Source organism: Micromonospora parva, from assembly GCF_000718515.1.
Classification (GTDB): Bacteria; Actinomycetota; Actinomycetes; order Mycobacteriales; family Micromonosporaceae; genus Micromonospora; species Micromonospora parva.
This window is the reverse complement of record NZ_JNZS01000010.1, coordinates 136,771-157,064: the sequence shown is the minus strand read 5'-3', so window position 1 is coordinate 157,064 and position 20,294 is coordinate 136,771. Positions and strand designations below refer to the sequence as shown.

The following is a 20,294-nucleotide window of genomic DNA, read 5'->3' as shown; positions in this document are numbered from 1 at the left end:
CCTGGATCAGGCGCTGCCCGCCGGGACACCGTTCAGTGGGGCGTGCGGGTCGGGCGGGCCCCGGTCGTGGTGGACCTCAACCTCGGCTGACCCGACGGCCCGCGACGCCCACCAGGTCACGGTGATCAGGTCGACGGCGGCGCGGCGTCGGCCTCGGTGGTGGGCCCCTGATCCGACTGCTCCCGGGGCATGACCTCGTTCGCGCCGTGCGACGCGTCGCCGCGGCGTCGGACGGTTGCCTCCTCGGCCGCCACCATCACGGCGATCACCACGATCAGCGACGCGACCGCGGCGAGGGCCGGCATCAGCGTGGCCAGCGGCACCAGGATCAGGCAGGCCGCGCCCGCACCGAGCCGACGCCAGGCAATCGTGTGGTGGATTCGCCAGTGGGCGCAGGCGAAGGTGATGAGGAACAGCGCGCAGCCACCGGCGAGGAGCATCGCTTCGCGGGTTGGCAGTGCGTGGAACGGCTCGGGCACTATGTCCGCCAGGCCGACGGCGATGGTGATGATCCCGAAGCTGTAGAAAAGGTGGCCGTAGACGAGGATCGTCCGGCGCAGGTCCGGCTGGTCCCGGGCCCGTTCCAGTGCCTGCCGGAAGTCGGACAGGCCGTAGCCGAAGTACGCGTACCAGAGGACGCTGACCAGGATGTAGGCGGCACCGACGGCGACGAGTTGCACGAGGGTCAGCCCCTCCTTGGCGGCCACCGCCCCGACCTGGATCACGGACTCGCCGAACATCAGGATGATCAATAGGCCGTAGCGGTGTGCGTAGTGCGCCGGCTGCACGTGGCGCTGCGCCACGAGGCGGCTCGCCACCCAGGGGCTCAGCACGTCGATCGTGGCGGCGGCGCCCCAGAGGACGACCCGGGCGGTGCCGTGCATGAGCGCGCCCGCCAGCAGCAGCGGTGCGGTGAACAGGAAGACGCCGTAGGGGCCGACGAAGAGGGACCGCCAGACGGGGAGGTGGCGGAGGGCGAGTCCGGCCAGCATCACCCGGCCGGCGAGGTAGATGACGACGAATTGAAGGCCCTGGTCTTCGTAGGCCCGCGGAATCGTCAGGGCCATCAGGAGACTGCCGAGCCCGAGCGTGATGATGCCGAGGCGATCCAGCGGTGAGGTGATGTCCCGTTGGTTCGTGTAGAGGGTCACGCCACCCCAGGCCCAGTAGACCGGAACGAAGAGGATCAGCGCGCGGCCGATACCAGACCAGCTGTGATCCTCGTGGAGCTGCGTGGAGAACTGGGTGAGGGCGAAGACGAACGCGAGGTCGAAGAAGAGTTCCTCCCAGGTCACCCCCTTGCTGCCTGGGAGCTTCGACACCGACCTTCCTCCGACCGTCCGGTCGTCCCGATGAGGCGAGGTTAGCCGCGACGATCGTGACGAGGCGGCCGAATGACGGCGGGTCACCGGAAGGGAGCGATCTTCCTCCGTTCGGGCGGCGGCCAGTGCGGGGAACGCCAGGAGTTAACAGCCGCCGGTACCGGGTAACCGACGTGCGCTTCTACCAGCGGCGGTCGGGGAGGTGGGATGTCGGAGACCAGCGACTTCTTCGAGCGGTTGGCGGTCGCCGGCCAGGATCCGCGGTTCAGCAAGGTCCGTGGGAGTGTCCGGTTCGACATCCGCGACGGTGGCCGTCTGGAGCAGTGGCTGCTGGACATCGACCATGGCCAGATGCGGGTGATCAAAAGCGGTGGTCCGGCCACCACCGTGATCAAGGTGTCGGCGCAGGTCGCGGACGCGATGGCGCGGGGCGAGGTGAACGGGCTGGCGGCGATCACCAGGGGCGAGGTCATCGTCGACGGTGATCTCGCTCTGGCGTTGCGCATCGGGCGGCTGTTTCCGCGAGCGTCCGGCCGGTCTCAGCCCGACGATCCCGACAGTGGGGCGTGACCGGTGAGGGACATCGCGGGCACCGTGGCGTGCATCGACGGGAACACCTTCATGGTCTCCGACGCCAGCGGGGACGTGGAGTCGTCCCCGAGCACTCCGGTCGGCCTCTTCGCCGCCGACACCCGCTTCCTGTCCCGCTGGCGGCTCACCGTCGACGGTGAGTGCATGACGGCGCTGTCGGTGGACGACAGCCAGTACTTCGAGGTGACGTTCTTCGCGGTGCCGGGTCGGGCGGTCGACTACGTGGAGGCGGACGTGTCAGCCATTCGGCGCCGGCGCATCGGCCCGGACCTCACCGAATCGCTCACGATCTTCAACTACGGCGAGGAGGACATGACGCTCGACGTACGCCTGGAGGTGGAAGCGGACTTCGCCGACATCTTCGAGATCAAGTTCGACATCGAGGAGAAGGCCGGCACCTACTACACCAAGGTCGGCAAGAACGAGTTGCGCCTGGGCTACCGGCGGGGCACCTACCACCGTGAGGTTGTCGTGTCGGCGAGTGAGCCCGCGCAGTTCGACCCGGGCGGCCTTCGGTTCGCGGTCCGGCTACGCCCGGGGCAGCAGTGGTCGACCCGGTTGCAGGCCGTCATGCTGGCGCTGCGTCCGGACGGCGTCGACCTGCGCTCCGCCCTGCGGGCCCAACGGCCGGACGACTCCACCCTGCCCACCAGCATGCGGGACTGGGTCGCGGCGGCCCCGACCCTGGACACCGACAGCGTCGGCCTCCAGCAGGTCTACCACCGCAGCCTGGTGGACCTGGCGGCGCTGCGCTTCGCCCCGCTGTCGCTCGGCGGCGCGAGCGTGCCCGCGGCCGGGTTGCCCTGGTTCATGACCCTGTTCGGCCGCGACAGCCTGTTGACCTGCTTGCAGACCCTGCCCATCACCCCGTCGCTGACCCCACCGACGTTGCGGATCCTCGCGTCGTTGCAGGGCGCCCGGACCGACGACGTGCTGGAGGAGGACCCGGGCCGGATCCTGCACGAGTTGCGCTACGGGGAGTCGGCCGCGTTCGAGGAACAGCCGCACTCCCCCTACTACGGCACTGTGGACGCCTCACCGCTGTTCGTGGTGCTGCTCGACGAGTACGAGCGGTGGAGCGGCGACGCCGCGCTGGTGCTGGAGTTGGAGCAGGAGGCCCGCGCGGCGCTGACCTGGATCGACAGGTACGCGGACCTGACCTCCACCGGCTACGTCTGGTACCAGCGACGTAACCGGGTCACCGGCCTCGACAACCAGTGCTGGAAGGACTCCTGGGACAGCATCTCCTACGCCGACGGCCGGCTGCCGGGCTTCCCGAGGGCCACCTGCGAAACCCAGGGGTACGCCTACGACGCCAAGATCAGAGCAGCGCGGCTGGCCCGTACCGTATGGGGTGATCCGGCCTACGCCGAGCGGCTGGAGAGCGAGGCGGCGGCGCTGTACGAGCGGTTCAACCGGGACTTCTGGCTTGAGGACCGCGGCTTCTACGCCCTCGCGCTCGACCACGACGGCACGGCCGTGGACAGCCTGTCGTCCAACATCGGGCATCTGTTGTGGAGCGGTATCGTGCCACCGGAGCGGGCGCCCCGGGTGGTGGAGCACCTGATGGGCCCGGCGCTCTTCTCCGGGTGGGGTGTGCGGACCTTCGCCGACGGGCAGCGCCGCTACAACCCGCTCGGCTACCACAACGGTACGGTCTGGCCATTCGACAACTCCTTCATCGCCTGGGGTCTGCGCCGGTACGGGTTCGGCAACGAGGCGGCCCGTATCGCCGAGGGCATCCTGTCCGCGGCCACCTACTTCGAGGGTCGGCTGCCCGAGGCGTTCGGCGGGTTCGACCGTGACACCACCAAGTTCCCGATCCGGTACCCGACCGCGGGCAGTCCGCAGGCGTGGTCCAGCGGGGCGACCATGCTGCTGCTCCGCACCATGCTCGGTATCAACCCACACGAGGACCACCTGGCCGTGGACCCGGCGTTGCCCGCCACCTTCGGGCGGATCGCGCTCCTGGACATCCCCGGCCGGTGGGGCAGGCGCGACGCGTTCGCCCGGCAACGCCCGACCAGCGCTGACGGCTCGGTCAGCTGACGGCGAAGCCGGCGCGCGGGCTCTGAAGGATCACCCGGTGGCCCGGAAGGTACGCCGGTAGGCGTCCGGCGGGACGCCGACGGTGCGGTGGAAGTGTCGACGCAACGTCGTGGCGGTGCCCAGGCCGGCTGCCTGGGCGATGGTGTCGATGCTGTCGTCGGTGTTCTCCAGCAACTCCTGGGCGCGGCGGATCCGCTGCGTCGACAGCCACGACAGTGGGGTGGTGCCGGTGGCCGACCGGAAGTGGCGGGCCAGGTTGCGCGAGCTCATGTTCGCCTGCCGGGCCAGGTCCTCGACTGTCAGCGGCCGGTCGAGGCGGGCCAGCACCCAGGGGAACAGGGTGGTGAGCGGGTGGTCGTCGCGGGCGGGTACCGGTGTCGTGACGTACTGGGCCTGACCGCCGGCGCGGTGCGGTGGCACGACCAGGCGGCGCGCGACGGCGTTGGCGACGGTCGGGCCGTGGTCGCGGCGGATCAGGTGCAGGCACAGGTCGATCGCGGCGGCCTTGCCGGCGGAGGCGAGCACGGTGCCGTTGTCGACGTAGAGCACATCCGGGTCGACCCGGATGCGGGGATAACGGGCGGCCAGCGTGTCGGTGTGGGCCCAGTGGGTGGTGGCCCGCAGCCCGTCGAGCACCCCGGCGGCGGCGAGCACGAACGCGCCGGTGCAGAGCGCGACCATCCGGGCGCCCGCCCGGTGGGCCGCGCGGACCGCGTCGAGCAGGTCGGGGGGTACGTCCACGTCGACGTCCTCGACGGACGGGATGATCACCGTGTCGGCGTGGGTGAGACGGTCCAACCCGTCGTCGGGCTCCAGCAGGAAACGGCCGACGCGGACCGGGCCGGGGCCGCAGACCATCAGGTCGTACCAGGGGTCGGCCAGGCCGGAGGGGTCGTGGGCGAAGACCTCACAGGCCAGTGCCAACTCGAGGTGCAGCATCCCGTCGGTGGCGGCGATCGCGACAAGGGCCATGTCCGAAACTGTACGCGGGATGGCGTTCCCGACACTGGTCGGTAGCGGGCCGCTGCGGAAGGCTGGGCTCAGTCGATCTTTCGAGGGGGCAGTGATGGGCCACAGCGTGGCGGTGTTCGGTGCGTACGGGCACACCGGACGGTTCGTGGTGACGGAATTGAGCGAACGCGGGTTCGACGCGTTGCCGGTGGGTCGCGACGCGGGCCGGCTGGCGTCTCTCGGACTCCCCTTCCGGGTGGCGTCGGTCGACGACCCGGCCTCGCTCGACGCGGCGCTGACCGGTGTGGACGCGGTCATCAACTGCGCCGGCCCGTTCGCGTCGACCGCCGCCGGGGTGATCGAGGCCGCGCTGCGCGCCGGGATCCCGTACGTGGACGTGGCCGCAGAGATCGAGGCCAACCTCGACACGTTCACGCACTTCACCGAGCGCGCCCGGGCTGCCGGTGTCGCGGTGGTCCCGGCGATGGCCTTCTTCGGCGGGCTCGGCGACCTGCTCGCGACGACGGCCATGGGCGACTGGACGTCGGCCGACGAGGCGCACGTCGCGTACGGACTGAGCAGCTGGCACCCGACGGCCGGGACGGTCGCCGCGGGTGTCGTGTCCCGCGAGCGCCGCGCCGGCCGTCGGGTCCGCTACACCGGGGGCCGGTTGGAGTACCACTCCGGCGGGGAGCTGCCGAGGATGGACTGGGACTTCCCCGCGCCGCTGGGCCGGCGCACCGTCCTCGGCGAGTTCAGCATGGCCGACGTCGTCACCATCCCCCGTCACCTGGTCATTCCCGAGGTCCGGACCTACATGACCGTCGACGCCACCACCGACCTGGCTGCTGGGGCGGCGCCGGTCGCTGTCGACGGGCTGGGCCGGTCGGCGCAGACGTTCACTGTCGACGTCATCGTCCGTCGCGGCGACGCGCGCCGCCGCGTCGTCGCCAGTGGCCGCGACATCTACGCCGTCAGCGCACCCCTGGCGGTGGAGGCGGTCCGGCGCATCCTCGATGGTCAGACGAAGGCGAGCGGGGTCGCCTCCGCCGGTGAGATGTTCGACGCTCCCGACTTCCTGCGCGCGCTGTCGCCGGCCATCCGCGTCGAGCCGGTCAGCGACTGAGGACCGCCCGCGGCTGACCATCGCCTCCGTTGTCGACGGACGGCCCCCGCTCAGGCGTGGGGGCCGTCCGTCATCGCATTACGTCGGTCAGAGGATCACATTGATTCCGGCGGCCTTGCACGCGGCGCTGATGTCCTTGCCGGCCTTCTCGAAGGCCGGATTGTCGGCGGCGGTCGCCGGGTCCGCCGCGGCGGCGGCCTTCGCGGCCTCGGCGCCGAAGGCCCGCAGGGCATCGGCCAGCTTGCCGTCGCCGGTGGCGGCGACCCCGCTCACCTTCTGCTCCAGCTCGGTCAGGATCTTCTTGAAGTCCGCCGCCGAGGCGTCGCCGGTGGTGGCGACCTTCACCAACTCGGCCCGCATCTCGTCGTTGGCCTTCTTCACCGACTCGCAGACCTGCTTGTCGTTCGCGCCGCCCGCCGCGGCGGACGAGGCCGGCGTGGCGGCGGCGGAGGTGGCCGCCGAGGACGGGGCCGCGGACGTCGGGGCGGGGGTGGTGGATCCGGCGTTCGTCGCCTTGTCGCCGTCGCCGCAGGCGGCGAGCGCCGTGGTGGCGGCAAGGATCAACAGGGCGGAGGTCAGACGAGATTGCTTCACGGACGCGCACGATAGCCGATGCACCGCGCGCGGGCACACCGGCGCCATCGTGGACGGCCCGCGCCCGGTCGTCGAGCCGGTGCTGGACCAGCCCGTCGACCCGGTGGAGAGGACCGGGCCACCGTCGCCGCGCGGCTGCGGGCGCCGAGCGCGCGCAGCACGACCATCGCCCTGGCGGCCTGGCCAGGAATGCGGGGCTCATCATGAGCGTCGTATTCCGCCCGACGTCCAGCCCGCACACAACAGTTCCAGAGAGCCCATGGCAAGGTGACCATCGACGCCGATGACGGAAACCTCTTGTGAAATTGTTCCGGCGAACTCGAACTCGCGTCAAAGGAGGCTTGACAAATGCGGTTAAAAACAGCCCCGCGCGCCGCCAGCACCGGACGAGACATGGGACGCGCGCCGACGTACGATGTCGCTATGGGACTCGCTGGAGCATCAATCGTGCTGGCAGTGGCCGCTGTGGTGGCGGTATCGATGGCGGTGGCCGGGGCTGTGACACGGCACCGTCGCCGACACCGCTGACGCACCTCTCCGCTGTGGCGCGGGCCGTCGCGCACCATTGCTCCCGCTGAAGTTCAGCGGGGATCGCGCTATCATCAGGCGATGACCACCGTGCTCATAGTCGGATTGTTTTCCGTGGTGGCTGGCGCACTGCTGGCGTGGCAACCCATTGGAATGGCCCGCCTGGTAGGGCAATTCGGCCTGGTCAAATACGACCCGGCAAGAACTTCGGAATATCGGCTCACCGGAATCGTGATGGCCGCAATCGGGCTGACGCTGACCGCAGTGGGCCTCCTCCTCTGAGGCGACGAGCGCCCGGTCGTCGACAACGCATTCGCTGGGTGCCCTCGGATGCCGGCAGCCCCGGCCAGCGTCACCGGCCACGTCACGGCCGACGGGTACGGCGGTAGTAGGACCAGCCGGCCACCGGCAACGCGAACGTCCAGGCCAGCAGGAGCGGGAGACCGATCAGGACACCGGTCGGGGTGAAGATGTCCTCCCGGCCGGGTTCCGACAGGTCAGCGGCGAACTGCCAGGGCAGCGTCGCCGAGTAGCCGATCATCAGGGCGGAGCCGAGCACCGTCGGGGTCAGCGGCACCCACGGCGGAACCCGACGTCCGCGCAGCCACGGCACCCAGTGGGGGAAGACCACACCCCAGTCCTTGATGAGTCCCAGCGCCAGAACCCCGCCGAGTCCGGCGAGGACGCACAGCAGACCCAGGTAGAACGCACCTGCCGGCAGGCCCAGGAACCCGTCGACGGGGTGCTCCCCCACCCCGGGGCCGCGACCGTGGTACCACTCGCGGAACCGGTCGGGATCGGCGAACATCGGGATGCCCAGGATCCACGGCACGTGCAACGGGATGAACCCCAGCACGGGGACGATCCAGGCCACGTGGCCGGCCCGGCGGGCCCAGGTCGGTGGCGGGGCGGGCGCGGGCGGGTGTCGAGTCACAGTGTCGTCTCCCTGTCTCTGGCCGGGTGTCGGCCTTCCGAGATCACCGTGGCTGAGTGGCGCGACGAACGGATCGCCGCGCGGAGGGAGTCCCCTCCCCCGGCCCGGGGACGCTGTCTGTCCGGCGCCGACAGCACGTCCCGGCGGTGCGCCCCGCTCCGCACGCCGGGCTGCGCGCCTGGACCCACCGCAGACGTCACCGCAACTACTGTGCAGACATGGTCGATCGGCACCAGGTGATGAACTTCCGGGTCCGGGCCCAACAGCTCGACCGGGATGAGGGCACGCTCGCCGACACCGCTGTCCTGGACATCGGGGTGCAGAACACCGGCCCGGACGGCGCACGGTGGGCGTTGGCGGTGCGCGGGGTCGACGTGAGGGCGCTGTCCGACCGGGACGTGGTCCTGCTGTGGACCGTGCGGGGCGCGCCGCACCTCTACCGCCGCCCCGACATCGCACAGGTGGCGGCCGCGGTCGAGCCCTTCTCCGAGGCCGACGCGGGCAAGCGCGTCTACGACGCCGCGAAGCCGTTGAAGGCCGCCGGCATCGACACTCTCGCGGCCCTGGACGAGATCGCCGCCCGGATGCGGGCCATCGTCAGCACACCGACGGTGAAGGGGGACGTCTCCGGCCGCCTGGCCACGGCGCTGCCCGAGCCGTATCTGCGGTTCTGCCGGCCGTGCGACGCCACGCACCTCTACGAGATGCCGTTCCGTCTCGCCGCCGTGCGGGCCGGACTGGAGTTGCGGCTTGACACCTCACCGCCGGTCCTGCACCGCATCACCAGGTTCCGCAAGGCGGCCGCCGCGGGTGAGAGGTTCGACCTCATCCGCGCGTACCTGCGTCTGCTCGGCCCGGCCACGCCGAAGCAGGTGGCCGACTATCTCGACGCCCCGCTGAAGGATGTCAAGGCACGCTGGCCCGACGACGTGATCGAGGTGACCGTCGGCGGCGAGGTGCGTTCCCTGCTGGCCGTGGACGAGGAGGCGCTGGGGTCGGCCGACGGCACCGGCACCCGCCTGCTCGGCCCATACGACCTCTTCCTGCAGGCCAAGGACCGGGCGACGCTGGTGCCGGACAGCGCCCACGCCAAACAGTTGTGGCCGGTGCTGGGTCGCCCGGGCGCGGTCCTGGTCGACGGCGAACTGGTCGGCACCTGGCGCCCCCGCAAGTCCGGCAAGACGTTCACGGTCGCCGTCCAGCCGTGGCGCCGACTGTCGGACGCCACCCGTAAGGCCGTCACCGGGCAGGCCGAACGCCTCGCCGCGTACCGCGCCGTCTCCCTCAGCGGGGTCGAGTTCGGCAGCTAGGGTGCGCGGTCGTCCTCGCCGTACTCGCCTCGGATGGGCAGGTAGTAGGCGGGCAGGAAGCCGGCGATGATGACGACGCCGGCGATCGGCGCGAACGCGCCGACGAGGACGCCGGATCCGATCCAGACCAGCGCGAGGAGGAATCGGCGGCCGATGGCCCGCGCACCGCAGGGGCCGAGGCCGGGGTCCAGTAGTCCGGCGCGGCGCAGGTGAGCCCAAATGATGTTGAACAGGGCCGCCGCCGTCCACAGTGTGCCGCCGTAGACGACGACCGCCGCGCGCAGCCCCTGCTCTGCCCGCAACGCGTCGGCCAGCAGGGAGGTGGAGAACGGCAGGAACGCGATGACCATCAGGAGCAGCGTGTTGAGGAACAGGACGCCTCGGTCGACGTGCCGGACCCGGTCGAACATCACGTGGTGGTTGACCCACACCTGCCCGATGAGCAGGAAGCTCAGCGTGTACGCCAGGTACGACGGCCACAGCGCCCTGAGCCCCTGGACGAGGTGCTCGAAGTCATGCGGCGGTTGGATCTCCAGCACCAGAAGTGTCACGGCGATCGCGAAGACGCCGTCGCTGAAGGTCAGTAACCGGCCCGAACCGCGGGTTAGCCGTGGAATTTCCCTTTTGGGGGGCACGGCGAAAATTATGCTATAGGTCAGCTTTTCTCGTCGGCGGAGCCGGCCGTCCTGCGCAACACCCGATCCTCCGGCCCGTACGGGTGCGGCGTGACAGACTGCGAGGTGCCCTCGGCCGCCGACACCGGCCATTCAATCCCCCTCACGTTCGGTTCCGGGAGGCTCTGGGAGCGGAGTGCGGAGGGGGCGGGGATGCAACCGACGTGGCTCGTGGCGCTCTCGTGGGCGTCCCTCACGGTCGGCGCGGTCAGTTTCGCGATCGTCCTCGCCGACACCTATCTTCGCGGGCACCGTCAGCCGGTCAGGGTCATGGAGATCGTCTGGCTGGTGACCGTCCTCTATGTCGGCCTGGCCGCCGTCCGCCTCTACTGGAACTGGGGCCGGCCCGAGACGTTCGCCCAGCGTCGGCGGGAGGATCGACCGCGACGGCCCCGCCGGGGCATCGTCGTCACCCACGTGTCCCGCTGCGGCGCCCACTGCGCCCTCGGCTTCGTCGTCGCCGAGGTCGCCCTGTTCGCGGTGAGATTCGACCCGGCGAAGGACCCGCTCTGGGTCGGTTACGCCGGCGACTATCTGGCGGCGGTGACGATAGCCGTGCTCTTCCGGTACTTCGCCGGGCCGGGGCGCGGCCTCGCGAAGGTCGGGAACGCGCTGTCGGGCGTGGGCAGGATCGAGCTGCTGACCATCACCGTGTTCGAGGCGGCGTTGTTCGCGTGGTTGACGGTCGCGCATCACATGTTCTTTCCGGAGCCACCACTGCGACCCGACAACCCGACGTTCTGGTTCCTCGGTCAGCTCGGGCTGATCGCCGGCTTCGTCACGGCCTGGCCCACCGCCTCCTGGCAGATCGGCCGACGGCTGCGCATCGAGCCGCGCCCCGACGAGTGAGCGCCGCGATCGGCCGCCAAAAAGAAGCGGCAAGGAGATCACACTCCCTGCCACTTCTAACGTATATCGCACCTGGGGGCTTGCCGCAAGACCCCGGTCGTGGCGCAGAATCGGCGGCCGGACCAGCACAAACGAGGTGACGGGGGCGCGACGTGGATGTGTTGTCGATGGGCGAGGACCGCGGCGACCGGGTACCGCTGGTGGATCTTCGAGAGGTGGACGAGACGCAGGTGTCGGTCGTCGGCGGCAAGGCGGCGCACCTGGGCGCGCTGGCCCGGGTCGACGGCATTCGGGTGCCCGCCGGATTCTGCGTGACGACAGCCGCCTTCCGGCAGGTCATGGCGCAGGTGCCGGCGGTCGACGACCAGCTCGAACAGCTGTCGCGGCTGAGCCCGGACGACGCGGAGGCGATTCGGACGCTCAGCGCGGCGATCCGCCGCAGCATCGAGGAGACCGCGATCCCGGGTGACCTGGCCGCCGCGATCACCGGCGCGCTCGCCCGGTTCGGCGAGGAGGCCGCCTACGCCGTGCGCTCCAGCGCGACGGCGGAGGACACACCGACGGCGTCCTTTGCCGGGCAGCAGGACACCTACCTGAACGTGGTGGGGTCGGCGGCGATCCTGCGGCACGTCAGCCGATGCTGGGCGTCGCTGTTCACCGAGCGGGCCGTCATCTACCGCCTGCGCAACGGTGTCGACCACCGGACGGTTCAGATGGCTGTCGTCGTACAGAAGATGGTTTTTCCGGATGCGGCGGGCATCCTGTTCACGGCGGACCCGGTGACGGGCAACCGGAAGGTCGCGACGGTGGACGCCAGCTTCGGCCTCGGCGAGGCCCTGGTGTCCGGCCTGGTGAACCCGGACGTCTTCCGGGTGCGTGACGGGGAGGTGGTGGCCGGGTCGGTCGCCGTCAAACAGCGTGCTGTCGCTGCCGTGCCCGGCGGCGGAACGCGGGAGGTGGCGATCGAGGCGCAGCGGCGGGACCAGCCGGCGCTGACGCAGGAGCAGGTCCTCCGGCTGGTGCGGCTCGGGCGACGGATCGAGGCGCACTTCGGCCGTCCGCAGGACATCGAGTGGTGCCTGGTCGACGACGACTTCCAGATCGTGCAGAGCCGGCCGATCACCACGCTGTTCCCCGTTCCCGCGGCCGACGACCAGGAGAACCACGTCTACCTCTCGGTCGGTCACCAGCAGATGATGACCGACGCCATGCGGCCCCTGGGGCTGTCCATGTGGCAGTTGACGGCCATCGCCCAGATGCGGGAGGCCGGCGGCAGGTTGTTCGTCGACGCCACCGGGCTGCTGGCCTCGCCGGTGAGCCGCACCGGTTTCCTGGAGATGGTCGGGAAGTCCGATCCGCTGACGAAGGACGCGTTGGAGAGCCTCCTCGACCGGCCCGGCTTCATTCCGACGACGCCCCCGAGCGGTGCCGGTCCGGCCAGGCTGCCGAGCGGCGGCGCGTCGGTCGAGGCCGATCCGACGATCGTGCCCGAGCTGATCGCGCGCAGCGAGGCGTCCATCGCCACCCTGCGGCGCGACATCGCGACGGTGACCGGTACGGCGCTGTTCGACTTCCTGCTGGAGGCCTTCCAGGAACACAAGCGGGTCCTCGCCGATCCGCTGAACATGCGGGCGATCATGGCGGGCATGGAGGCCACCTGGTGGCTCAACGACCGGCTGCACGAATGGCTGGGCGAGAAGAACGCGGCGGACACCCTCACCCTCTCCGCCCCCGGCAACATCACCTCGGAGATGGGGTTGGCGTTGCTGGACGTCGCCGACGTGATCCGTCCGCACCCGGAGGTGGTGGCGTTCCTGCAGGGCGTCGCGGACGACGACTTCCTCGACGAGCTGCCGAAGGTCGCCGGCGGGGCCGAGGCGCGCGCCGCCATCGAGGCGTACCTCGACCGGTACGGGATGCGCTGCGTCGGCGAGATCGACATCACCCGGCCGCGGTGGAGCGAACGCCCGAGCACCCTCGTGCCGGTGCTCCTCGACAACGTCAAGCTCTTCGAGCCGGGCGCCGCCCGGCGGCGCTTCGAGCAGGGCCGGCAGCAGGCGCAGCGCAAGGCGCAGGAGGTGGTGACGCGCCTGCGGGCGCTGCCGGACGGGGAGCAGAAGGCCGCCGAGACCGAACGGATGATCGACCGGGTACGGACCTTCATCGGCTACCGGGAGTACCCGAAGTACGACATCATCAGCCGCTACTTCATCTACAAGCAGGCCCTGCTGGCCGAGGCCGAGCGGCTGGTACGGGCCGGCGTCCTCACCGCTACCGAAGACGCCTTCTACCTCACGTTCGGGGAGTTCCACGAGGTCGTCCGGTCGCAGCGGGTGGACGTCGACCTGATCCGGCGACGGCGGGACGCGTTCCGGACGGACCAGGCGCTCACCCCGCCCCGGGTGCTCACCTCGGACGGCGAGATGATCACCGGATCGTACCGGCGCGACGACGTGCCGGCCGGTGCGCTGGTCGGTGTGCCGGTGTCCGCCGGGACTGTCGACGGGCGCGCCCGCGTCATCCTGGACATGGCGCAGGCTGATCTCGAAGCGGGTGACATCCTCGTCACGACCCACACCGACCCCAGCTGGACGCCCCTGTTCGTCGGCATCGCCGGCCTGGTGACGGAGGTCGGCGGGTTGATGACGCACGGCGCGGTGATCGCGCGGGAGTACGGCCTGCCGGCGGTCGTCAGCGTGCTCGACGCGACCCGGCTGATCAAGGATGGCCAGCGGATCCGCGTGCACGGCAGCGACGGGTACGTCGAGATCCTGTCCTGACCGAGGAGGAGGCGATCGCCGCAGGAATGCCGGAACGTGCCGGCATCTCCCATGAACAGATGAATGCGATCGGGCAACCCGCCCGCCCGGAGCACGCGCGGGCCCTCGGCATTCCGCTCACGACCTTCGCGGAGTGGACGTGCCAGTATCTGCGCGACGAGCGGGCCGGCGGGCACCGCGACGTTCGGTCCCTGTGGAGCTGAATCGTCTGTGATATCAGCTCCACAGGGACCCACCTCCCCGAACGGCGCAGTGCCGGCCAGCACCCTCGGCACGGTCAGGCTGCGGCGACTGCCTGGCCGAGCGGGAACCGCACGCCGGTGAGGTCTTCCGAGACGGCCCAGAGGCGTTGCTGCACGGCCAGGTCGTAGGACTCGGGGCTGGAGGTGACCAGTCTCGGGTTGCCGCGCGTCTCGCCGAGGCCGTCGGGGCCGTAGTACTGCCCGCCGAGGACGGACGGGTCGGTGGCGGCCCGCAGCGTGGGCAGCGCGCCCGCCGCGGCGGGCTGGGTGATCACCGGGGCGAGCCAGGTGATCGGCGCGCGGACGACCGCCGGGGCGTTGCGGACCAGTTCGGTGTTGGAGACGCCGGGGTGTGCGGCCACCGCGACGGTGGTGCCGTGCGCGGCGAGCCGGCGCTGCAACTCGTAGGTGAACATCAGGTTGGCGAGCTTCGACTGGCCGTAGGCGGCGACGCGGCTGTACGAACGCTGCCACTGCAGGTCGTCGAAGTGAATGGCGGCGCGGATGCGGTGACCGACGCTGCTGACCGTGACCACCCGGGAGCCGGGCACCGGCAGCAGCAGGTCGAGCAGCAGTCCGGTGAGGGCGAAGTGGCCCAGGTGGTTGGTGCCGAACTGCAGTTCGAAGCCGTCTCTGGTGGTCTGCTTCGGGGTGTACATCACCCCGGCGTTGTTGATCAACAGGTCGATCCGCTGGTGGGTGGCGTGCAGGCCGGCCGCGGCGGCGCGCACCGATTCCAGCGAGGTCAGGTCCAGTTCCCGTACGGAGACGTCGCCGTTGATCCGGGCGGCAGCCTGTTCGCCCTTCGCGGTGTCGCGTACGGCCAGCACGACGGACGCGCCGCGTTCGGCGAGCAGCCGGGCGGTCTCGAAGCCCAGCCCGGTGTTGGCCCCGGTGACCACTGCCACCCGGCCGTCCTGGCGCGGAATCTGCTGCTCGGTCCAGTTCATCTCAGGCTCCCCAATGTACCGCCGGTAACTTATGCTCGAAACGGTAAGGTACCGCCGGTACACTGTCAAGGGACCGGCGGTACCTAAGTTAGGGTTGGTGTCATGACGTTCCAGCGGGCGCGCAGCGAGGAGCAGCGTGAGATCCGGCGCCGGGCGATCCTGGAGACCACCTCGGCGATGCTCGACGAGATGCCGGTGGCCGAGGTGACCCTCAACGAGCTGAGCCGGCGGGTCGGCCTGGCCAAGACGGCGGTGCTGCGCTATTTCGAGTCCCGCGAGGCGGTGCTGCTCGACCTGATGGACGACCGGACGGCAACCTGGCTGGCCGAGCTGGAGCAGGAGTTGGCCGACGGCGTCGACAGCAGCCGGTCCGCGCCGGAACGGGCCGAGCAGATGGCCGACGTGCTCAGCCGGTCACTCGCCGCCCAGCCGGTGCTTTGTGATCTCTACGGCGCGCAGGGCGGGGTGCTGGAGCACAACGTGTCGGTCGAGGCGGTCCGCCGCCACAAGCGGGCCTCACTGGGCAACCTCGCGGTGATGGCCGCCCTCGTCCGGCGACACCTGTCCGAGGTCGGCGACCCCGCCGAGCTGTTCTGCCTGCACGCCCTGCTCATGGCTGGCGCGCTGTCCGCCTACGACTCGCCGCCGCCCAGCCTGCTCGCCGTCTACGAGTCCGAGCCGGCGCTCGCGGTCCACCATGTCGACCTGCGGACGGCCCTGCGGGTCGCGATCATCACGTCGCTCGTGGGCATGCTACCGCGCTCCTAGCGTCTGGGTCGGAGCGCGAAATTCGATGGCCGTGAGGCCGTTCGCGGTCTACCGTGGCCCGCCGTGCCCTCACACGAACAGATCATCGGACAGGCCCTGGACCGGATCGAGGCCGGGTACGTCTTTCCTGAGAAGGTCGCGGACATCGACGCCGCGATCCGGCGCCGTCTCGCAGCAGGAGAGTACGACGACCTGGACGGACCGGCGCTCTGCGAGACGGTGACCGCCCATCTTCAACAGGCCTGCCCGGACAAGCATCTGCGGTTGCTCTGGACGGACCAGCCGCAGTCGCTGGACCCCGCCGACGAAGACGGGGGGCGGGCCGCGTTCCTCGCACTCCTCAGGACGGAGAACCAGGGAATCCGCCGGGTCGAGCACCTGGACGGGAACATCGGGCTGATCGACGTGCGGCGCATCGCGTACGCCGACGAAGGCGCCGCCGCGATCGGCGCGGCCATGCAACTGGTCGCCCTCAGCTCCGCGCTCATCCTGGACCTGCGCGCCTGCTCCGGCGGAACACCGGAGGGAGCCGCGATGTGGTGCAGCTACTTCTTCCGCGACGACCAGGTGCACCTCAACGACTTCTACGAGAGGTCCACCGGCAACACCCGCCAGTTCTGGACGACCGCGCATCTTCCCGCGCCACGCTACGCGGACCGCCCTGTCCACGTGCTCACCAGCGCGATGACGTTCTCCGGGGGCGAGGATGTGGCGTACACCCTCCAGGCGCACGGCCGGGCCGTCGTCGTCGGTGAGACGACCCGCGGCGGCGCACACCCGACGGCCCGCCACCCGGTCACCGAACACATCCTCGTGACCGTGCCGACCGCCCGGACCATCAACAGCGTCACCGGCACCAACTGGGAAGGCGTCGGCGTGATCCCCGACGTACCCGTCCCGGCGGACCAGGCACTCGACGCGGCACTCAAGGCCATCTCGAGTGGATAGGCGCTTGTTCGCTCACGCGCGCCGGCGGGACTGTCAGTCGGGCGGGGGCGGACACTCCAGGACCGCTATCGAGTTCCCGGCGAACAGCCGCAGGTGCGGATGCTCGGAGAAGATCTGAACCGGGGCGGCCTTTCGAGGGTGGTCCCTGCGCTGGTCGGGGTCAGCTCAGCTTTTGGCCTTGCTGCGACGGACCCGCCGACGGGGCGTCTCGTCGCCGCCGGCAAGCCGGGTGAAGGTGAGCATGTTCGCCAGCGCCACGGCGATGACCGCGACGCCGACCTGGATGGCGAGCACGATCCAGTCCCAGCGCAGCACCCACACCCGTACGCCTGCGTCGTCGTCGACGTGGAGCGCCTTGGCGACCACTGTGCCCAGCACTGCCGAGCCGACGCCGATAACGAACGTGGCGACGACGCCGATCCGTTGCCTCCCCGGCAGGATGAGTCGTCCGAGCAGGCCGACGAGGGCACCGATGAGCACCGCGCCGAGATAGCCGTATACCAGCATTGCTGTCTCTCCCCTCCAGCGGTGCCGAGATACATGCCCGATTCTCACGTTCCCGGAAACCCCGCCGGCTCCATGCCCGGCAACCCACGCTGCGGCTCGTCGACTCCTGGCCTAATCTATCGACATCAGTCGTTGCCCTGCGGGCGCACGACGGCTGGCCGACCCGATCCGGGTCCGACCGTCGGCCAGCTCACGTCGCGGAGAGGAATCCCGATCGTGAACGCCGACAGTCGAACCCTTCCGCGACTCCTCTCCGCCCTGGTGGCCGCCGTGCTCGCCACCGGCCTGTCAGTGGTCGGCGCCGGGCCGGCGGCGGCCGGGCAGACCAGCCTGCGGGCCGCCGACCCGAGCGTGATCCGCGTCGGTTCCACCTACATCTCCGTCCAGTCGCTCAACGGCGGGATCGCCGTACGGCAGGCAGCGTCACCCGACGCGCTGGCCGCCGCGACCGCGCGGCAGGTGTGGACGGACAGCCGCAACCTCGGTGAGGTCTGGGCTCCGGAGATCGTCACCGACGGCGGCCGCTACTACATCTACTTCTCGGCCGGGCGCAGCACCGCCCACCGCATGTACGTGATCCACTCGGCGTCGCCGGCCAGCGGCTACACGTCCGAGCGGCAGCTCGCGCTGCCGGGCGGCAAGTGGGCCATCGACGGCAGCCTGTTCACCTTCAACGGGCAGCGATGGTTCGTCTGGTCCGGCTGGGCCGGCGACACCAACGTCGAGCAGAACATCTACCTCAGCCGGATGAGCGACCCGCTCACCCCGACCGGTAGCCGGTACGTCATCTCCCAGCCGCGCGAGAGCTGGGAGCGTGTGGTGGGCAACCCGTTCATCAACGAGTCCCCCGAGGCGATCAGGGACCCGAACGGGCAGCTGCACATCGTCTACTCCGCCAACGGCAGCTGGAGTGACCAGTACTGCCTGGCCGACCTGCGACTGCGCGCCGGCGGCGACCCCACGTACGTGTGGGACTGGTACAAGTCCAACGGCTGCCTGTTCGGCTCGAACCGGGCCACCATGATGGCCGGCTGGGATCCCACCCTGTACGTGAACGGCCCCGGGCACCACAGCTTCGTGCTGCTCAATGGCGACATCGCCACGAGCCCACCCGCCGGGCCGAGGTTCCCGCTGATGTTCCACGCCGTACCCAAGGGCACGGCGTACTCCTGGGCGAACCGGTACTGGTACACCGGCACCTTCTGCTGGTGGGGCAACACCACCTACCGCCGCGCCAACGTGCCCGGCCCGACCAGCGACACCGGGTTCAGCCTCAAGTTCTTCGAGTGATCGCGCAACGCGCACGCCGGCTCCACGCGGTCGGAAGGTGCTAGGCGTCGCGGCGCAGCGTGAACCAGAAGGTCGGCACCGAGTTGGTGCCCGGCGTGACGTCGATGAGTGCCCAGCCGGGGAACCTGTCGCGGAGTTCGTCGGCGGTGACGCCCGCCGCCCATGACGTGATCTCGGAGACCGGATTGTCGAGTGTCTCGGGGCCGTACCCGAACATCAGCAACAGCGCTCCGGGCGCGGCGCGGTGGGTGAGCCCGGCGGCGTAGGCGTCGCGGCGGTGCAGTGGGATTCCGCAGTAGCAGCTCAGGTCGAAGAACAGGTCGAACGGGCCCGGCACGTCCAGGTCGTCGAGGCGCGTGGCGTCTCCGTGCCGCACCCGTACCGCCACTCCCGCCGCCGCGGCCTTCTCCCTGGCCTGGTCGACGGCGCTGTCGATCAGATCGACGGCGGCCACCTCCCAGCCGTGCCGCGCGAGGTAGATGGCGTTGGTCCCGGTGCCGCAGCCGAGTTCGAGGGCCCGGCCGGGCGGCAGCGCGCCATGCCCCTCAATCAGGTCCACCAACTCGGGCGGCGTCACGCCGGTGTCCCACGGCGGCTTGCCGGTGCGGTAGTAGCCCTCCAGGGCGCGGTGAACGGCTTCCTCCTCCGGGTCCCGCCGCGTCGTGGCCGGGTTCTGGCTGGCGTTGAGCTGGGACATCGTCTCCTCCAGAAATTTAGAGTTGGACTCTAGTGACGTACTCTAAAGATAGGCTCGCACTATGGAGAAGGTCAAGCGGCCGGACAAGCGGGCTGAGCGCTCACAACGCACCCGCGAGAAGGTCATCGAGGCGGCTCGCGAGCTGTTCGTCGCGCAGGGTTACGGGGCGACGAGCCTGCAGGAGGTCGCGGACCGGGCGGGCGTGGCCGTCCAGACGGTCTACTTCGTCTTCCGCAACAAGCGCACGCTGTTCAAGGACGTCGTCGACACGTCCATCGCCGGGGACACCGCGCCGGTCGCCACCATGGACCGTGAGTGGTTTCGCGCCGCGTGCGCCGACCCCACCGCAGCCGGGCAACTCCGCGGGCACGTGCACGGCGCCAGCGAGATCCTGGGCCGGGTCGCCCCGATCATGCCGCTGATCGCGGCCGCCGCAGCCACCGACCCGGAGATCGCCGCACAGTGGCCGGACGACGCCGATCCGCGTTACACAGTGCAGTACGCGGCAGCCGAAGCCCTGGTGGGCAAGCCCGACGCCCGCCCCGGCCTCACCGTCGAGATGGCGGCGGACCTGCTGTACGCCCTGCTCAGCCCGGAGCTCTATCTGATCTTCGTCCGCGACCGCGAGTGGTCACCGGACGCGTGGGAAGAGTGGGCCCGCGCCACCCTGACCTCCCAACTCTGCGCCGACGGCGGCTGAGCGGAAGGCGTCACTGTCGCTCGCCAGCCCAGCGCCACGCCCCGACCAGAGGTTGCCCGCCGCTGGCACCATCGCTCTGATGAACGTTCGTCGCCTGGCGGCCATCGACATGCACGGCAGCCGGGGAACCACCCGCCGACGGCGGATCATCCTGGCCGAGTTCCTCGTCGGCGTGGTGCTGATGGTGACGTGGGGCAGTTGGCTGCTGGCGTCGTCGACCGGCTTCGGCAGCCGAGCGCTCGGCGTGTGGCTGGTCGGCGCGGGTCTCAACTACGCGCCCCTGTCCCTGCACGCGCTCGCGCTGATGCGGCCGGGCGCCCTCGACGCGGAACTGGCCGGCGCCGACATCGACCGGGAGCTGCGCCGGTACACGGTGCTCCAGCTCTGGGTGGTCGTGCCGCTCTCGCTCGTCGTTCTCGCCATCCGCGACGCACTCGCCCAACGTCGCAACGCCTAGGAAAGCACTTGGTTCGAGATACAGGTG

General features: G+C 70.3%; 21 protein-coding genes. 13 read left to right on the top strand and 8 right to left on the bottom strand.

Annotated elements, in window-relative coordinates; genetic code table 11:
• Positions 1-125: 125 nt before the first annotated feature.
• Positions 126-1,322, bottom strand: coding sequence for a low temperature requirement protein A (locus IF22_RS0115800; protein ID WP_167337303.1), 1,197 nt, complete (start codon positions 1,320-1,322; stop codon positions 126-128).
• Between the two features lie 207 nt (positions 1,323-1,529).
• Between IF22_RS0115800 and IF22_RS0115795 the strand changes: the two genes are divergently transcribed.
• Both IF22_RS0115795 and IF22_RS0115790 read left to right on the top strand, forming a co-directional pair.
• The gene (locus IF22_RS0115795; RefSeq protein WP_051708522.1) at positions 1,530-1,892 is read left to right on the top strand and encodes an SCP2 sterol-binding domain-containing protein; all 363 of its coding nucleotides are present in this window, start codon (positions 1,530-1,532) and stop codon (positions 1,890-1,892) included.
• Between the two features lie 3 nt (positions 1,893-1,895).
• On the top strand, positions 1,896-3,962 hold the full coding sequence (locus IF22_RS0115790; protein ID WP_425339848.1) for an amylo-alpha-1,6-glucosidase: 2,067 nt from the start codon (positions 1,896-1,898) through the stop codon (positions 3,960-3,962).
• A gap of 30 nt (positions 3,963-3,992) precedes the next feature.
• Here IF22_RS0115790 and IF22_RS0115785 read toward each other — a convergent pair whose 3' ends face one another.
• Positions 3,993-4,934, bottom strand: a complete 942-nt coding sequence (locus IF22_RS0115785; protein WP_030332659.1) for a helix-turn-helix domain-containing protein — start codon at positions 4,932-4,934, stop codon at positions 3,993-3,995.
• Between the two features lie 94 nt (positions 4,935-5,028).
• Between IF22_RS0115785 and IF22_RS0115780 the strand changes: the two genes are divergently transcribed.
• Complete coding sequence (locus IF22_RS0115780; RefSeq protein WP_030332658.1) at positions 5,029-6,039, top strand: saccharopine dehydrogenase family protein; 1,011 nt, start codon at positions 5,029-5,031, stop codon at positions 6,037-6,039.
• Positions 6,040-6,126: 87 nt separating this feature from the next.
• On the opposite strand, the gene IF22_RS0115775 is transcribed toward IF22_RS0115780, so the two are convergent.
• On the bottom strand, positions 6,127-6,633 hold the full coding sequence (locus IF22_RS0115775) for a hypothetical protein (RefSeq protein WP_030332656.1): 507 nt from the start codon (positions 6,631-6,633) through the stop codon (positions 6,127-6,129).
• A 609-nt stretch (positions 6,634-7,242) separates the two neighbouring features.
• Here IF22_RS0115775 and IF22_RS0115770 point away from each other — a divergent pair.
• Positions 7,243-7,443, top strand: coding sequence for a hypothetical protein (locus tag IF22_RS0115770; protein WP_030332655.1), 201 nt, complete (start codon positions 7,243-7,245; stop codon positions 7,441-7,443).
• Positions 7,444-7,525: 82 nt separating this feature from the next.
• On the opposite strand, the gene IF22_RS0115765 is transcribed toward IF22_RS0115770, so the two are convergent.
• Positions 7,526-8,095, bottom strand: coding sequence for a hypothetical protein (locus IF22_RS0115765; protein ID WP_156057574.1), 570 nt, complete (start codon positions 8,093-8,095; stop codon positions 7,526-7,528).
• A 218-nt stretch (positions 8,096-8,313) separates the two neighbouring features.
• Here IF22_RS0115765 and IF22_RS0115760 point away from each other — a divergent pair, with 218 nt between their 5' ends.
• Positions 8,314-9,405 (top strand): winged helix DNA-binding domain-containing protein, encoded by a 1,092-nt coding sequence (locus tag IF22_RS0115760; protein ID WP_030332652.1) that lies wholly within the window; start codon positions 8,314-8,316, stop codon positions 9,403-9,405.
• On the opposite strand, the gene IF22_RS0115755 is transcribed toward IF22_RS0115760, so the two are convergent.
• Positions 9,402-10,040: a TMEM175 family protein gene (locus tag IF22_RS0115755; protein WP_245233644.1), complete on the bottom strand. Its 639-nt coding sequence runs from the start codon at positions 10,038-10,040 to the stop codon at positions 9,402-9,404. The genes IF22_RS0115760 and IF22_RS0115755 overlap by 4 nt on opposite strands.
• A gap of 192 nt (positions 10,041-10,232) precedes the next feature.
• On the opposite strand from IF22_RS0115755, the gene IF22_RS0115750 reads away from it, so the two are divergent.
• The 3 genes from IF22_RS0115750 to IF22_RS35645 all read left to right on the top strand — a co-directional run bounded on the left by IF22_RS0115750 (position 10,233) and on the right by IF22_RS35645 (position 13,911).
• On the top strand, positions 10,233-10,928 hold the full coding sequence (locus IF22_RS0115750; RefSeq protein WP_030332648.1) for a DUF4396 domain-containing protein: 696 nt from the start codon (positions 10,233-10,235) through the stop codon (positions 10,926-10,928).
• A gap of 167 nt (positions 10,929-11,095) precedes the next feature.
• Entirely contained in the window at positions 11,096-13,708 is a 2,613-nt protein-coding gene (gene rph / locus IF22_RS0115745) for a rifamycin-inactivating phosphotransferase (RefSeq protein ID WP_030332646.1), read from the top strand.
• A gap of 59 nt (positions 13,709-13,767) precedes the next feature.
• Entirely contained in the window at positions 13,768-13,911 is a 144-nt protein-coding gene (locus IF22_RS35645) for a hypothetical protein (protein WP_209444562.1), read from the top strand.
• 74 nt (positions 13,912-13,985) lie between these two features.
• Here the strand turns inward: IF22_RS35645 and IF22_RS0115735 are convergent, their stop codons facing one another.
• The gene (locus tag IF22_RS0115735; protein ID WP_030332644.1) at positions 13,986-14,900 is read right to left on the bottom strand and encodes an SDR family NAD(P)-dependent oxidoreductase; all 915 of its coding nucleotides are present in this window, start codon (positions 14,898-14,900) and stop codon (positions 13,986-13,988) included.
• 102 nt (positions 14,901-15,002) lie between these two features.
• Here IF22_RS0115735 and IF22_RS0115730 point away from each other — a divergent pair, with 102 nt between their 5' ends.
• Positions 15,003-15,668, top strand: a complete 666-nt coding sequence (locus IF22_RS0115730; protein WP_030332642.1) for a TetR/AcrR family transcriptional regulator — start codon at positions 15,003-15,005, stop codon at positions 15,666-15,668.
• A 63-nt stretch (positions 15,669-15,731) separates the two neighbouring features.
• Positions 15,732-16,616, top strand: coding sequence for a S41 family peptidase (locus IF22_RS0115725; protein ID WP_030332640.1), 885 nt, complete (start codon positions 15,732-15,734; stop codon positions 16,614-16,616).
• Between the two features lie 165 nt (positions 16,617-16,781).
• Here the strand turns inward: IF22_RS0115725 and IF22_RS0115720 are convergent, their stop codons facing one another.
• Complete coding sequence (locus IF22_RS0115720; protein ID WP_209444561.1) at positions 16,782-17,123, bottom strand: GlsB/YeaQ/YmgE family stress response membrane protein; 342 nt, start codon at positions 17,121-17,123, stop codon at positions 16,782-16,784.
• A gap of 216 nt (positions 17,124-17,339) precedes the next feature.
• Here IF22_RS0115720 and IF22_RS0115715 point away from each other — a divergent pair, with 216 nt between their 5' ends.
• Positions 17,340-18,413 (top strand): glycoside hydrolase family 43 protein, encoded by a 1,074-nt coding sequence (locus IF22_RS0115715; protein WP_030332637.1) that lies wholly within the window; start codon positions 17,340-17,342, stop codon positions 18,411-18,413.
• A gap of 40 nt (positions 18,414-18,453) precedes the next feature.
• Here the strand turns inward: IF22_RS0115715 and IF22_RS33785 are convergent, their stop codons facing one another.
• Complete coding sequence (locus IF22_RS33785) at positions 18,454-19,110, bottom strand: class I SAM-dependent methyltransferase (RefSeq protein WP_030332635.1); 657 nt, start codon at positions 19,108-19,110, stop codon at positions 18,454-18,456.
• 61 nt (positions 19,111-19,171) lie between these two features.
• Here IF22_RS33785 and IF22_RS0115705 point away from each other — a divergent pair, with 61 nt between their 5' ends.
• Positions 19,172-19,810 (top strand): TetR/AcrR family transcriptional regulator, encoded by a 639-nt coding sequence (locus IF22_RS0115705; RefSeq protein ID WP_030332633.1) that lies wholly within the window; start codon positions 19,172-19,174, stop codon positions 19,808-19,810.
• Between the two features lie 79 nt (positions 19,811-19,889).
• On the top strand, positions 19,890-20,267 hold the full coding sequence (locus tag IF22_RS0115700; RefSeq protein ID WP_030332631.1) for a hypothetical protein: 378 nt from the start codon (positions 19,890-19,892) through the stop codon (positions 20,265-20,267).
• Positions 20,268-20,294 lie beyond the last annotated feature (27 nt).